This is a genomic window from Pseudomonas koreensis (assembly GCF_036668835.1).
Lineage (GTDB): Bacteria > Pseudomonadota > Gammaproteobacteria > Pseudomonadales > Pseudomonadaceae > Aquipseudomonas > Aquipseudomonas koreensis_I.
This window is the reverse complement of sequence record NZ_JAZEVW010000017.1, coordinates 42,373-56,445: the sequence shown is the minus strand read 5'-3', so window position 1 is coordinate 56,445 and position 14,073 is coordinate 42,373. Positions and strand designations below refer to the sequence as shown.

Genomic DNA, 14,073 nt, shown 5'->3' with positions numbered 1-14,073 from the left:
TGGAGTAGACATCGTGTCGCTCGAATCGACTTGAACTTGCAGATCGTGACGGCAGGTAAGAAGATCTAAAACCGTCCACCATGTCTCCGAACATGTGTCCACCATGTCTCCGGTACATACACTCCCGTAGGGAGAGGGGACTGACCGCGGTGGATGTTCGGTAGACATCGACCTGCCAGACTTCAGTCGAACTCAGGTTTGGATAGCATGAAGATCGGCTCCCTTTCCCCCTCGCCCCCACTGGGGGAGAGGGCTGGGGTGAGGGGTAGCGATCTTCAGCCGTGCGGCAATGCCAGCGGCGGGGCGAAGTCGAACGGGGCCAGCGCATACCCGCTCTCATCCACCTGCAACGCCCAACCTTGGCGATCCCAATCCCCCAGCACAATGCGCTTGGCCGCTTGCTCACCGAGTTGCAACTTGTGAATCGCCGGGCGGTGGGTGTGGCCGTGGATCAGGGTTTTCACGCCGAACTCTTGCATGATCCGCGGAATCTCCTCGGGCGTGACATCAACGATGTCATTGGCCTTCATCCGCGTCTGCGCACGGCTTTCACTGCGCAGCTTGCGCGCCAGTTTGTGGCGCGTGCGCAGCGGCAGGTGACGCAGGATGAACAAGGTGATCGGGTTGCGCAGGTAGCGCCGCAGCTTCATGTAGCCGACGTCGCGGGTACACAGGCTGTCGCCGTGCATCAGCAGCACCGGCTCGCCGTAGAACTGCACGACACTCGGGTCCTTCAATAGCGTGCAGCCGGCCTGTTTGCAAAAGGCCTTGCCGAGCATGAAGTCGCGATTGCCGTGCATGAGGAAAATGGCTGTGCCGCTGTCGCTCAAATCGCGCAGGGCCTGGCAGATGGAACGCTGGAAGGGCGTCATGGCGTCGTCGCCGATCCACGCCTCGAAAAAGTCGCCGAGGATGTACAAGGCACTCGCCGAGCGGGCGCGTCCGGCGAGCAAATCCAGAAACGCCCGGGTAATGTCCGGGCGTTCCTCTTCCAGATGCAAGTCTGAAATCAGCAATATCACGCGGCGATGATCTCGGCTTTCTCGATGATCACGTCGTCTGCTGGCACGTCCTGGTGGCCGGCCTTGGAAGTGGTCGACACGCCTTTGATCTTGTCGACAACGTCGGTGCCGGCGGTGACTTTACCGAATACCGCGTAGCCCCAGCCCTGCACGTTCTTGCCGCTGTGGTTGAGGAAGGTGTTGTCGGCAACGTTGATGAAGAACTGCGCCGAAGCCGAATGCGGCTCCATGGTGCGGGCCATGGCGACGGTGTACTTGTCGTTGGAGAGACCGTTGTCGGCTTCGTTCTGGATGCTTGGACGCTTGTCTTTCTTCTCTTTCATGCCTGGCTCGAAACCGCCGCCCTGGATCATGAAGTTACCGATGACGCGGTGGAACACGGTGTTGGTGTAGTGACCGGCGTTAACGTATTCGATGAAGTTGGCAACGGTGATCGGCGCCTTTTCAGCGTTCAGTTCGATGACGATGTCGCCATGGTTGGTGGTCAGTTTGACTTGAGTCATGATCGCTACTCTTCTGAGGAATTCGTGGTTTTGGGACCTTCAGCCCCGCAACCGGTTCAGCCTGCTTCGGCCAAGGTGCGCAGTTTAGCGTGACAGGCGCGAATTTCGAGGCGGTTTTTCATTTCAACGCGATTAAATGCGCCGCTTTATGGAGCCTGCTCTGTCAGCCCCTTGACAGCATCGGCTATGATAGCGGCTTTGTTTTGTCTGGCCCGTTCTGCGGCCGCGCACATGTAAGTCAAGGATCCTATGAGCAAGCCCACTGTCGACCCTACCTCGAATGCCAAGTCCGGCCCTGCCGTGCCGGTCAATTTCCTGCGGCCGATCATCCAGGCAGACCTGGACTCGGGCAAGCACACCCAGATCGTCACGCGTTTTCCGCCTGAGCCCAACGGCTACCTGCACATCGGCCATGCCAAATCGATCTGCGTGAACTTCGGCCTGGCCCAGGAGTTCGGCGGCGTCACGCACCTGCGTTTCGACGACACCAACCCGGCCAAGGAAGACCAGGAATACATCGACGCGATCGAATCCGACGTCAAATGGCTGGGCTTCGAGTGGTCCGGCGAAGTGCGCTACGCCTCGCAGTATTTCGACCAGTTGCACGACTGGGCGGTCGAGCTGATCAAGGCTGGCAAGGCCTACGTCGACGACCTGACCCCGGAGCAGGCCAAGGAGTACCGTGGCAGCCTGACCGAGCCGGGCAAGAACAGCCCGTTCCGTGACCGCTCGGTAGAAGAAAACCTCGACCTGTTCGCGCGCATGAAGGCCGGTGAATTCCCCGACGGCGCTCGCGTGCTGCGGGCGAAGATCGACATGGCCTCGCCGAACATGAACCTGCGCGACCCGATCATGTACCGCATTCGTCACGCCCATCACCACCAGACCGGCGACAAGTGGTGCATCTACCCGAACTACGACTTCACCCACGGTCAGTCGGACGCCATCGAAGGCATCACCCATTCGATCTGCACGCTGGAGTTCGAAAGCCACCGTCCGCTGTACGAGTGGTTCCTCGAGCATTTGCCGGTGCCGGCGCAGCCGCGTCAGTACGAGTTCAGCCGCCTGAATCTCAACTACACCATCACCAGCAAGCGCAAGCTCAAGCAACTGGTCGATGAAAAGCACGTCAACGGCTGGGACGATCCGCGCATGTCCACGCTGTCGGGCTTCCGCCGCCGTGGCTACACGCCGAAATCGATCCGCAACTTCTGCGAAATGATCGGCACCAACCGCTCCGACGGCGTGGTCGACTTCGGCATGCTCGAATTCAGTATCCGCGACGACCTCGACCAGAGCGCACCGCGCGCCATGTGCGTGCTGCGTCCGCTGAAAGTGGTCATCACCAACTACCCGGAAGGCCAGGTCGAAAACCTCGAACTGCCACGCCACCCGAAAGAAGACATGGGCGTGCGCGCCTTGCCGTTCGCCCGGGAAATCTACATCGACCGTGACGACTTCATGGAAGAGCCGCCAAAAGGCTACAAGCGCCTGGAGCCGGCCGGTGAAGTGCGTCTGCGCGGCAGCTATGTGATCCGTGCCGACGAAGCGATCAAGGACGCCGATGGCAACATCGTCGAACTGCGTTGCTCGTACGACCCGCAAACGCTGGGCAAGAACCCGGAAGGGCGCAAGGTCAAAGGCGTGATCCACTGGGTGCCGGCCGCCGCCAGCGTCGAGTGCGAAGTGCGTCTGTACGATCGCCTGTTCCGTTCGGCGAACCCGGAGAAGGCCGAAGACAGCGCGAGTTTCCTCGACAACATCAACCCTGACTCACTGCAAGTGCTGACCGGTTGTCGCGCCGAGCCATCGCTCGGCAATGCACAGCCCGAAGACCGTTTCCAGTTCGAACGCGAAGGCTACTTCGTCGCGGATCTGAAGGACTCGAAACCCGGTCAGCCGGTTTTCAACCGTACCGTGACCCTGCGTGATTCGTGGGGCCAGTGAGACAGCGTCAAGGAAATTAACGTGCTGACGATCTACAACACGCTCACCAAGAGCAAAGAAGTCTTCAAGCCGCTGGATGGCAACAAGGTGCGCATGTACGTCTGCGGGATGACCGTGTACGACTACTGCCACCTCGGCCACGGCCGCAGCATGGTCGCGTTCGACCTGGTGACGCGCTGGCTGCGCTTTAGCGGCTACGACCTGACCTACGTGCGCAACATCACCGACATCGACGACAAGATCATCAACCGCGCCAACGAGAACGGTGAATCGTTCGAAGCGTTGACCGAACGCATGATTGCCGCGATGCACGAAGACGAAGCGCGCCTGAATATCAAAAAGCCGGACATGGAACCGCGCGCCACCGATCACATCGCTGGCATGCACGCGATGATCCAGGCGCTGATCGACAAGGGTTATGCCTACGCCCCGGGCAATGGCGACGTGTACTACCGCGTCGCCAAATTCATGGGCTACGGCAAGCTGTCGCGCAAGAAAATCGAAGACCTGCGCATCGGCGCACGCATCGAAGTCGACGAGTCGAAACAGGACCCGCTCGACTTCGTCCTGTGGAAAGCCGCCAAGCCAGGCGAGCCGAGCTGGGAATCGCCGTGGGGCGCCGGGCGTCCGGGCTGGCACATCGAGTGCTCGGTGATGTCGACCTGCTGCCTCGGCGAGACTTTCGACATTCATGGCGGCGGCAGCGATCTGGAATTCCCGCACCATGAAAACGAAATCGCCCAGAGCGAAGCGGCCACCGGCAAGACCTACGCCAACGCGTGGATGCATTGCGGGATGATCCGCATCAATGGCGAGAAGATGTCCAAGTCGTTGAACAACTTCTTCACCATCCGCGACGTGCTGGAAAAGTACCACCCGGAAGTCGTGCGCTACCTGCTGGTGTCTAGCCACTACCGCAGCGCGATCAACTACTCGGAAGACAACCTCAAGGACGCCAAGGGCGCATTGGAGCGTTTCTACCACGCGTTGAAAGGCCTGCCGAACGTGGCGCCGGCTGGCGGCGAAGCGTTCGTCGAGCGTTTCACTGCGGTGATGAACGACGACTTCGGCACCCCTGAAGCGTGCGCCGTGCTGTTCGAAATGGTGCGCGAGATCAACCGCCTGCGTGAAAGCGATCTTGATGCAGCAGCGGGTCTGGCGGCGCGTCTGAAAGAGCTGGCGAGTGTGCTGGGTGTGTTGCAGCTCGAAGCGGATGACTTCCTCCAGGCCGGCGCCGAAGGGCGTGTCGATGCGGCTGAAGTCGATGCGCTGATTGCCGCGCGTCTGGCGGCTCGGGCCGCAAAGGACTGGGCCGAGTCGGACCGGATTCGTGATCAGCTCACGGCGATGGGCGTGGTGCTGGAAGATGGCAAGGGTGGTACGACCTGGCGGTTGGCTGACTGATCTAAAAAAGCCAAAAGTCAAAAGCCCCTCATCGGAACGCCGCCCGCCTAACCCTCTCCCGGAGGGAGAGGGGACTGATCGTGGGGGGCTGGAGATCTACGCCGACCTGAACGACCGAGTCGATTATGGATTCGGTGAAGCAAGTTCAGGTCGGCGTATCTCTCGAATATCCTGCGGTCGGCCCCCTCTCCTGTGGGAGAGGGCTGGGGTGAGGGCAAGGGTTGTACTCAGTCGCCAATCTGCCGCAACCGCTTATAAAGCGTATTCCGACTCACCCCCAACCGCCGCGCCAGATGCGAGATATTCCCCCCGGAAGCCTTCAACTCCCGGTTCAACGCCTCGACATCGTTCAGATCAATCCCTAGCGGGGCGCAGGTCTCCACTGGCTCCATCTCCAGATCGACAAAAAAATCATCCGGCAAATGCTCCGGCCGCACCGGTTGCTCCTCGGCCATGGCCAGCGCCACCTGCATCACGCTGCTGACCTGACGCAAATTCCCCGGCCATGGATGCCGTTCGAATAATTCCAGCACCTCCGAGCTCAAACCCGCCCACTGCGTCGGCTCACGATGCTGTTCCCATAACCGCTTGAACAACGCCTGTTTATCACTGCGCTCACGCAGCGGCGGCAATTCCAGGGTCAGCCCGCCAATGCGGTAATACAGATCCTCACGAAACCGGCCCAACTGCACCTGTTCACGCAGCGAACGGTTGGTCGCCGAGATGATCCGCAGATCCACCGGGAACAACTCGCTACTGCCCACCGGTTGCACGCAACGCTCCTGTAATACCCGCAACAGGCGCGCCTGCGTCGGCAACGGCATATCGCCAATTTCATCAAGGAACAGCGTGCCTTTGTCCGCCTTGCGAATCAGGCCGATGCTGCCTTTCTGATTCGCCCCGGTGAACGCACCTTTCTCATAACCAAACAGCTCGGACTCGACCAGTTCGGCGGGGATCGCCGCGCAGTTCACTGCGATGAATGCCTGTTTTTGTCGAGAGCTGGCTTGGTGCAACGCTTTGACGAAGACTTCCTTGCCGACCCCGGTCTCACCGTGAATCAGTAATGGAATGTCTTTCTCCAGCAAGCGCTCGGCCTGGCGCACGGCTTTTTCCACGCGACTGTCGCCGAAATGCAGGGTATTGAGGCTTATCGCACTCGCTGGCGCAGGCTTGTCCTCGGCGACAAACACCCGCGCTTGCACCGGTGCCTGTTTCGGCCGTTTCAGCAAGCACTGGAAACGGTTGCGTCCGGAGGTCTGCAAGGCAAACGGCAGACCCTCGGGCTGATTGATCAACTCCAGCAGCGACACCTTGAACAGGCTTTCAACGCTGACGCGGGACAAACGCACACCGAGCAGATTGTCGGCGCGGCGATTGGCCGACAGCACCTGTCCGCTCTCATCGAAAATCAACAACCCGGCCCACTGGCTGTCGAGGTTGTTCAACCCGGTGTTGAAGGTCAGTTGAAAATGCTGGCCATGGAACAGGTTGAGGATCAGCCGGTTCTCCACGGTCTGGCTCATCATCTTGACCATGCCCAGGGTGTGCGAGGGCGGCAGGTAGCTGTCGCTGGAGACATCGAGCACGGCGATGACCTTGCGCTCGGCGTCGAAAATCGGCGCGGCGGAGCCGGTCATGAAGCGGTTGGCTTTGAGAAAGTGTTCGTCGTGTTCGATGTGCACCGCCTGCTCACAGGCCAGTGCGGTGCCGATCGCATTGGTGCCGCTGCTGCGCTCCATCCAGCTCGCCCCGGCCTGAAAGCCCCGGGCCAGATTCGGTTCGATAAAGCGCTGTGTGCCCCACGAGGTCAGCACCTGGCCCTGATTGTCGGCGAGCATGATCAGGCAGTTGGAATTGCTGAGGATGTTTTCGTAGTAGGGCAGGACTTCCTGATGCGTGGTCTGCACCAGCGAATGATGGCTGTCGAGCAACCGCGCAATGCCGGCGGCGGGCAATTGATCGAAGGCCGGGGCGCTCTGGTGGTCGAGGCCGAACGCGCGGCAACGTTGCCAGGAGGTCTGGACGATCGCGTCGTGGGACAGCGGCGAAGCAGGTGCGGCCATGGGGGCGAGCCTCTGAGTGCAGCGATTTTATTATTGTTATGAACCCGATTCCGGAGAGCCACGCAGACCACCTGTGGGAGCGAGCTTGCTCACGAATAGGGCGTATCAGTCACCAAATGGGTTGAATGACACACCGTATTCGCGAGCGAGCTCGCTCCCACATTGGATCTGCGGCGCTCAGACAATTCGGGCGAAAAGCGCTCATAGAGTGTTGTTCACTATTGTTCATTGTCAATCACCCGACTGTTCAAAAGTGTTCAGCTGTGAACGGCGCTTGCCCCGGTAAACATTGGTTCTCGAGGCAAATCAAGCACTTGCCATTTCTGGCACGAAAGTCGCTCAGTTGCTCCGGTCGCTTGACTCCAAAAATAAAAAAGGCCGAGCCATGTCACTCACCCTGGAGCACGTCAGCCGTACCGTCGAGGGCCAGATCTGGATCGACGATGCGTGCCTGAAATTCGAACCCGGTTCCTTCAACGTTCTGCTCGGCCGCACGCTGTCCGGCAAGACCAGTCTGATGCGTTTGATGGCCGGGCTGGACAAGCCCGACAGCGGGCGCATCCTGATGAACGGCGTCGACGTCACCCAGCGCCCGGTGCGTCTGCGTAACGTGTCGATGGTCTATCAGCAGTTCATCAATTACCCGACCATGACTGTGTTCGAGAACATCGCCTCGCCGCTGCGCCAGGCCGGTGTGTCCAAAGACATCATTCACAGCAAGGTGCTGGAAACCGCAAAGATGCTGCGCATCGAGAAGTTTCTACAGCGCTACCCGCTGGAGTTGTCCGGTGGTCAGCAGCAGCGCACGGCCATGGCCCGCGCATTGGTCAAGGATGCCGAACTGATCCTGTTCGACGAGCCGCTGGTCAACCTCGATTACAAACTGCGCGAAGAGCTGCGCCAGGAAATGCGTGAGCTGTTCAAGGCGCGGCACACCATCGCCATCTACGCCACCACCGAACCCAACGAAGCGTTGGCGCTCGGCGGCACCACAACGATCTTGCATGAAGGCCGGGTGATTCAGAGCGGTCCGTCGACTTCGGTGTATCACCAGCCGCAAACCGTGCTGGCCGCCGAATTGTTCTCCGAACCGCCGATCAACCTGATGCCCGGGCGCATTGCCGGCAACGAAGTCAGCTTCGCCAATTTCGTCCATTTCCCGTTGAACGTTGATCTGCGACCGGTGGGCGAGGGCGAATTCCGTTTTGGCGTGCGTCCCAGCCATATCTCGCTGGTGCCGAGCAACGATGATGATCTGGAGTTGGCAGTGACGGTCGAAGTCGCCGAGATCAGTGGCTCGGAAACCTTCCTGCATGTGCGCAACGAGCACTTCCTGCTGGTGCTGCACCTGCCGGGCGTTCACGAATACGACGTCGATGCCCCGATCCGCATTTACATCCCGACCCACAAACTGTTTGTTTTCGATGCGCAGGGCCGTCTGGTGCAAGCACCGGGCCGGCGTGTCGCGAGGGTTGCCTGATGGCCGAAATCCGTTTGCAGCACCTCGCCCACAGCTACAGCAAAACCCCGAGCGGCGCTGAGGACTACGCGATCCGCGAGATGGATCACGTCTGGGAGCAGGGCGGTGCCTACGCCTTGCTCGGCCCGTCCGGTTGCGGCAAGTCGACCTTGCTCAACATCATTTCCGGACTGCTCAGCCCATCTCAGGGCCATGTGTTGTTCGATGGCAAAGCGGTCAACGACCTGACCCCGGAGAAGCGCAATATCGCGCAGGTGTTCCAGTTCCCGGTGGTCTACGACACCATGACGGTGTTCGACAACCTCGCCTTCCCGCTGCGCAATCAGGGCATGGCCGAGGCGAAAGTGCACAGCAAGGTGCAGGAAATCGCTGAAGTCCTCGACCTGCAGAATCTGCTCAACAAGAAGGCCCGCAACCTCACCGCCGACGAAAAACAGAAAGTCTCGATGGGCCGTGGTCTGGTGCGCGACGACGTCTCGGCGATTCTGTTCGACGAGCCGCTGACGGTGATCGACCCGCACCTGAAGTGGAAACTGCGGCGTAAGCTCAAGCAGATCCACGAGCAGTTCAACATCACCATGGTCTACGTCACCCACGATCAACTGGAGGCCTCGACGTTCGCCGACAAGATCGCGGTGATGTACGGCGGTCAGATCGTCCAGTTCGGCACGCCACGGGAATTGTTCGAGCGGCCCAGCCACACCTTTGTCGGCTATTTCATCGGCAGCCCGGGGATGAACCTGATCGAGGTGCAGCCACAGCCGGGTGGCGTCGGTTTCGCCTCCACGCACTTACCGTTGTCCGAAGCCTTGCAGCGCCATATCGAGCACGGCCAGTGGAAAAATCTGAAGGTCGGCATCCGCCCCGAGTTCATTCACGTGTGGGACGAGCCGTTCGATGACGCAATGCAAGCCAACGTCGTACACGTCGAAGACCTCGGCACCTACAAAATCATGACCCTCAACCTCGACGGTGCGCCGTTGAAAGTGCGCCTGGCCGAAGACAAACCGGTGCCGCAGGGCACGGCATACATCAGTTTTCCGGCGCAATGGCTGATGGTCTATGCCGATGAGTTCTTGCTGGAAGTCAGCGACGATGAGGTGCAGTCATGAACAAGGTGCAGAACAACAAGGCGTGGTGGCTGGTGCTGCCGGTGTTTCTGCTGGTGGCGTTCAGTGCGGTGATCCCGATGATGACCGTGGTCAACTATTCGGTGCAGGACATCTTCGACCAGTCCAGCCGCTACTTCGTCGGCGCTGACTGGTACAAGCAGGTGCTGCTCGACCCGCGTCTACACGACTCGCTGCTGCGCCAGTTCATTTATTCGGCCTGCGTGCTGCTGATCGAGATCCCGCTGGGCATCGCTGTCGCGCTGACCATGCCGACCAAGGGCCGCTGGTCGTCGGTGGTGCTGATCATTCTGGCGATTCCGCTGCTGATTCCGTGGAACGTGGTCGGCACCATCTGGCAGATCTTCGGCCGCGCCGACATCGGTCTGCTCGGTTCCAGCCTCAATGCCATGGGCATCAGCTACAACTATGCGGCCAATACGATGGACGCCTGGGTGACGGTGCTGGTGATGGACGTGTGGCACTGGACCTCGCTGGTAGCGCTGCTGTGCTTCTCCGGTTTGCGCGCGATTCCCGACGTGTACTACCAGGCCGCACGGATCGACCGCGCCTCTGCCTGGGCAGTGTTCCGCCACATCCAGTTGCCCAAGCTGAAAAGCGTGCTGCTGATCGCGGTGATGCTGCGCTTCATGGACAGCTTCATGATCTACACCGAGCCGTTCGTGCTCACCGGTGGCGGGCCGGGTAACGCCACGACCTTCCTCAGTCAGACGTTGACGCAAATGGCCGTAGGGCAATTCGACCTCGGTCCGGCAGCGGCGTTTTCGCTGGTGTATTTCCTGATCATCCTGTTGGTGTCGTGGCTGTTCTATACCGCCATGACGCACTCCGACGCCAACCGCTGAGGCCCGGCCATGAGCAAAAGAAAGCTTATTCCGTTGCTGGTCTACATCCTGTTCCTGTTGGTGCCGATCTACTGGCTGCTGAACATGTCGTTCAAGAGCAACACTGAAATCCTCGGCGGCCTGACGCTTTTCCCACAGGCCTTCACGCTGGCGAACTACAAGGTGATCTTCACTGATCCGAGCTGGTACACCGGTTATCTCAACTCGCTGTATTACGTCAGCCTCAACACCGTGATTTCGTTGAGCGTGGCGTTGCCAGCGGCCTACGCGTTTTCACGCTATCGTTTCCTCGGCGACAAGCACCTGTTCTTCTGGCTGCTGACCAACCGCATGGCACCGCCGGCGGTGTTTTTGCTGCCGTTCTTTCAGTTGTACTCGTCGATCGGCCTGTTCGATACGCACATCGCCGTGGCGCTGGCGCACTGCCTGTTCAACGTGCCCTTGGCGGTGTGGATTCTCGAAGGGTTCATGTCCGGCGTGCCGAAGGAGATCGACGAAACCGCATACATCGACGGCTACAGTTTCCCCAAGTTCTTCGTGAAGATTTTCATCCCGCTGATCGGTTCCGGCATCGGTGTCACAGCGTTTTTCTGCTTCATGTTTTCCTGGGTGGAACTGCTGCTGGCACGCACGCTGACCTCGGTCAACGCCAAGCCGATTGCGGCAGTGATGACGCGAACGGTGTCGGCGTCGGGGATCGACTGGGGCGTGCTGGCCGCGGCAGGGGTGCTGACCATCCTGCCGGGGATGCTGGTGATCTGGTTCGTTCGCAACCACGTGGCCAAGGGCTTTGCCCTCGGTCGAGTCTGAGGAGCTGATGATGGAATGGATGAGCTGGACGACACCGACCGCCGCGTTCTTCATCGGCATCGGTCTGATTCTGGTGGGCATGACCACCTGGGAATTGCGCTCGCCGAGCATCTTGCGGCGAGGGTTTCTGCCGATTGCCACGACCCGTGGCGATCGCTTGTTTATCGGTCTTCTCGGCAGCGCCTACCTGCACTTGCTGGTAATCGGCGTCACCGACTGGAGCATCTGGGTGGCGTCCGCGTTGTCCCTGGTGTGGCTGTTGGCTGTGATGCGTTGGGGCTAGTCGAATCGTTCGGCAACGCGGCTCCACAACTTAAACAGGAGGTCTCTATGTTCGATAAAAACAATAAGCTGCGACATAGCATTTCATTGGCAGCCATGCTGGCACTCAGCGGTTTGAGCGCATCCGCCTGGGCCGACGCCTACGAAGATGCCGCGAAAAAATGGATCGGCAGCGAGTTCAAGCCCTCGACCCTGACGGCCGAACAGCAGCTCGAAGAACTGAAGTGGTTCATCAAGGCCGCCGAGCCGTTTCGCGGCATGGACATCAAGGTCGTTTCCGAGACCCTGACCACCCACGAGTATGAGTCCAAAGTACTGGCCAAAGCGTTCAGCGAAATCACCGGGATCAAGCTCACCCACGACCTGCTGCAGGAGGGTGACGTGGTCGAGAAAATGCAGACGGTGATGCAGTCGGACAAGAATATCTATGACGGCTGGGTCAACGACTCCGACCTGATCGGCACGCACTTTCGCTACGGCAAGACCGAATCGATTACCGACCTGATGGCCAACGAAGGCAAGAACTTCACCTCGCCGACCCTCGACATCAAGGATTTCATCGGCATCTCGTTCACCACCGCACCGGACGGCAAGATCTATCAACTGCCCGACCAGCAATTCGCCAACCTGTACTGGTTCCGCGCCGACTGGTTCGAACGCGCCGACCTGAAAGCCAGGTTCAAGGAAAAGTACGGCTACGAATTGGGCGTACCGGTGAACTGGTCCGCCTATGAAGACATCGCCAAATTCTTCAGCGAAGACGTCAAGGAAATCGACGGCAAACGCGTTTACGGGCACATGGACTACGGCAAGAAAGACCCGTCGCTGGGCTGGCGCTTCACCGATGCCTGGTTCTCCATGGCCGGCGGCGGCGACAAGGGCATCCCCAACGGTCTGCCAGTGGACGAGTGGGGCATCCGCGTCGAGGATTGCCACCCGGTCGGCTCCAGCGTGACCCGCGGCGGCGACACCAACGGCCCGGCGGCGGTGTTCGCGACGACCAAATACGTCGACTGGCTGAAGAAGTATGCGCCACCGGAAGCGGCCGGCATGACCTTCTCCGAGTCCGGCCCGGTGCCGTCGCAAGGCAACATCGCCCAGCAGATCTTCTGGTACACCGCTTTCACCGCCGACATGACCAAACCGGGCCTGCCGGTGGTCAACGCCGACGGCACGCCGAAGTGGCGCATGGCGCCATCGCCGCGCGGGCCGTATTGGGAGGAGGGCATGAAGCTCCTTTATCAGGACGTGGGTTCGTGGACCTTCATGAAGTCCACACCTGAGAAGCAGAAACTCGCGGCGTGGCTGTACGCGCAGTTCGTCACCTCGAAAACCGTGTCGCTGAAGAAAACCATCGTCGGCCTGACGCCGATTCGCGAGTCGGACATCAACTCGCAGGCGATGACCGATATGGCGCCGAAACTCGGCGGCCTGGTCGAGTTCTATCGCAGCCCGGCCCGCGTGCAATGGACCCCGACCGGGACCAACGTACCGGACTACCCGCGTCTGGCGCAACTGTGGTGGAGCCACATCGCCGAAGCGGCCAGCGGCGAGAAGACCCCGCAACAGGCGCTCGATGGCTTGGCCAAGGATCAGGACCGCATCATGGAGCGCCTCGAACGCTCCAAGGCCCAGGCCGTGTGCGCACCGAAAATGAACCCCGAACGCGACGCCCAGTACTGGTTTGATCAACCGGGCGCACCGAAGCCGAAACTGGCCAATGAGAAGCCGAAGGGTGAAACGGTGAGCTACAGCGAGCTGCTGAAATCGTGGGCGGATGCGCGTAAGTAACAGCTGAAATGCAGAAAGCGAACGGCACCGGAAGGTGCCGTTTTCTTTTCTGGCTGATTTACCGAGTCGCCAACAGACTGGCTCCTGATTTTTCAGGTCAGCGATTTTGACTTTCAGCTCAGAGCCGCCAACTGTTCGATCGTCTGTGGAAAGCGCTCAACCAGACGAATCAATGTCGTCGCCTGGGCATTGGGCGTGGCTCGTCCCTGCTCCCAGTTTTCGAGCGTGCGGGTGTTTGTGCGCAGGTACATTGCAAACACCGATCGGGAGAGGTTGAGCTGTTGACGAATGGCGACCACTTCTTCGGCGGTGATCGGCACCAGTTTGGGCAACTGGACCTTGTGGGTGCGCAGCGTAATCTTGCCTTGACGCTCATCGGCCAGGGCGTCCAGGCCATCCATCAGTTCGGAAAAAATGTCACGTTTCATAGTGGGTTCTCGTGTTGAGTTCTCGATCCAGCGTTTGCCTGAACAGTTTCTTTTGCGCGGGCGTCAGGTCGTCTTGATCGCTTTTGCTGTAGACGGTGAACAGCCAGAACTGATCGAAGCCTGACCACCAGTAATAAATGATGCGTAATCCGCTGCGCTTGCCTTTGCCCCGTCGTTGATCGCAAAAGCGGATTTTTCGTAGCCCTCCGGTTTCCTCGATGAGATCGCCTGCTTCGGGATTTTTCAGCAATTCCAACTGAAAACTGAGGAACAGGTCCTCGTCCAGGTAATCGTTGCGGTGCTTCTGAAACGCAGGGAGTTCGATAAAAAGAGCATCCATGTTTTGTACGCTGCCTACGTATAGT

Annotated in this window: 13 protein-coding genes; 8 read left to right on the top strand and 5 right to left on the bottom strand. The window is 59.7% G+C overall.

Features of this window, described 5'->3' with window-relative positions:
- Nucleotides 1-275: 275 nt before the first annotated feature.
- Entirely contained in the window at nucleotides 276-1,022 is a 747-nt protein-coding gene (gene lpxH, locus V6F91_RS26830; RefSeq protein ID WP_332769818.1) for a UDP-2,3-diacylglucosamine diphosphatase, read from the bottom strand.
- Nucleotides 1,019-1,525 carry a peptidylprolyl isomerase gene (locus V6F91_RS26825; protein WP_076567676.1) on the bottom strand — a complete coding sequence of 169 codons (507 nt, stop codon included), beginning with the start codon at nucleotides 1,523-1,525 and terminating at the stop codon, nucleotides 1,019-1,021. Before V6F91_RS26825 ends, lpxH begins: the two co-directional genes overlap by 4 nt.
- 249 nt (nucleotides 1,526-1,774) lie before the next feature.
- Here V6F91_RS26825 and V6F91_RS26820 point away from each other — a divergent pair, with 249 nt between their 5' ends.
- Nucleotides 1,775-3,472 carry a glutamine--tRNA ligase/YqeY domain fusion protein gene (locus V6F91_RS26820; RefSeq protein ID WP_332769813.1) on the top strand — a complete coding sequence of 566 codons (1,698 nt, stop codon included), beginning with the start codon at nucleotides 1,775-1,777 and terminating at the stop codon, nucleotides 3,470-3,472.
- Nucleotides 3,473-3,493: 21 nt separating this feature from the next.
- Nucleotides 3,494-4,876 carry a cysteine--tRNA ligase gene (cysS, locus tag V6F91_RS26815; protein WP_208940612.1) on the top strand — a complete coding sequence of 461 codons (1,383 nt, stop codon included), beginning with the start codon at nucleotides 3,494-3,496 and terminating at the stop codon, nucleotides 4,874-4,876.
- 227 nt (nucleotides 4,877-5,103) lie between these two features.
- On the opposite strand, the gene V6F91_RS26810 is transcribed toward cysS, so the two are convergent.
- The gene (locus V6F91_RS26810; RefSeq protein WP_332769810.1) at nucleotides 5,104-6,942 is read right to left on the bottom strand and encodes a sigma-54-dependent Fis family transcriptional regulator; all 1,839 of its coding nucleotides are present in this window, start codon (nucleotides 6,940-6,942) and stop codon (nucleotides 5,104-5,106) included.
- 385 nt (nucleotides 6,943-7,327) lie between these two features.
- On the opposite strand from V6F91_RS26810, the gene V6F91_RS26805 reads away from it, so the two are divergent.
- The 6 genes from V6F91_RS26805 to V6F91_RS26780 are packed head-to-tail and all read left to right on the top strand — an operon-like array spanning nucleotide 7,328 to nucleotide 13,280.
- The gene (locus tag V6F91_RS26805) at nucleotides 7,328-8,422 is read left to right on the top strand and encodes an ABC transporter ATP-binding protein (RefSeq protein ID WP_332769808.1); all 1,095 of its coding nucleotides are present in this window, start codon (nucleotides 7,328-7,330) and stop codon (nucleotides 8,420-8,422) included.
- On the top strand, nucleotides 8,422-9,534 hold the full coding sequence (locus V6F91_RS26800; protein ID WP_332769806.1) for an ABC transporter ATP-binding protein: 1,113 nt from the start codon (nucleotides 8,422-8,424) through the stop codon (nucleotides 9,532-9,534). Before V6F91_RS26805 ends, V6F91_RS26800 begins: the two co-directional genes overlap by 1 nt.
- The gene (locus V6F91_RS26795) at nucleotides 9,531-10,397 is read left to right on the top strand and encodes a carbohydrate ABC transporter permease (RefSeq protein ID WP_007912484.1); all 867 of its coding nucleotides are present in this window, start codon (nucleotides 9,531-9,533) and stop codon (nucleotides 10,395-10,397) included. Before V6F91_RS26800 ends, V6F91_RS26795 begins: the two co-directional genes overlap by 4 nt.
- Before the next feature lie 9 nt (nucleotides 10,398-10,406).
- A complete protein-coding gene (locus V6F91_RS26790) occupies nucleotides 10,407-11,207 on the top strand; it encodes a carbohydrate ABC transporter permease (RefSeq protein ID WP_090284391.1) in 801 nt (266 codons plus the stop codon).
- Between the two features lie 10 nt (nucleotides 11,208-11,217).
- On the top strand, nucleotides 11,218-11,490 hold the full coding sequence (locus V6F91_RS26785; RefSeq protein ID WP_038861868.1) for a DUF2160 domain-containing protein: 273 nt from the start codon (nucleotides 11,218-11,220) through the stop codon (nucleotides 11,488-11,490).
- A gap of 47 nt (nucleotides 11,491-11,537) precedes the next feature.
- Nucleotides 11,538-13,280, top strand: a complete 1,743-nt coding sequence (locus V6F91_RS26780; RefSeq protein ID WP_332769796.1) for an ABC transporter substrate-binding protein — start codon at nucleotides 11,538-11,540, stop codon at nucleotides 13,278-13,280.
- 113 nt (nucleotides 13,281-13,393) lie between these two features.
- Here the strand turns inward: V6F91_RS26780 and V6F91_RS26775 are convergent, their stop codons facing one another.
- Nucleotides 13,394-13,708 carry a helix-turn-helix domain-containing protein gene (locus V6F91_RS26775; RefSeq protein ID WP_126364511.1) on the bottom strand — a complete coding sequence of 105 codons (315 nt, stop codon included), beginning with the start codon at nucleotides 13,706-13,708 and terminating at the stop codon, nucleotides 13,394-13,396.
- Nucleotides 13,698-14,048: a toxin gene (locus V6F91_RS26770; protein ID WP_332769793.1), complete on the bottom strand. Its 351-nt coding sequence runs from the start codon at nucleotides 14,046-14,048 to the stop codon at nucleotides 13,698-13,700. The genes V6F91_RS26775 and V6F91_RS26770 overlap by 11 nt, the downstream gene beginning before the upstream one ends.
- Between the last annotated feature and the right edge of the window lie 25 nt (nucleotides 14,049-14,073).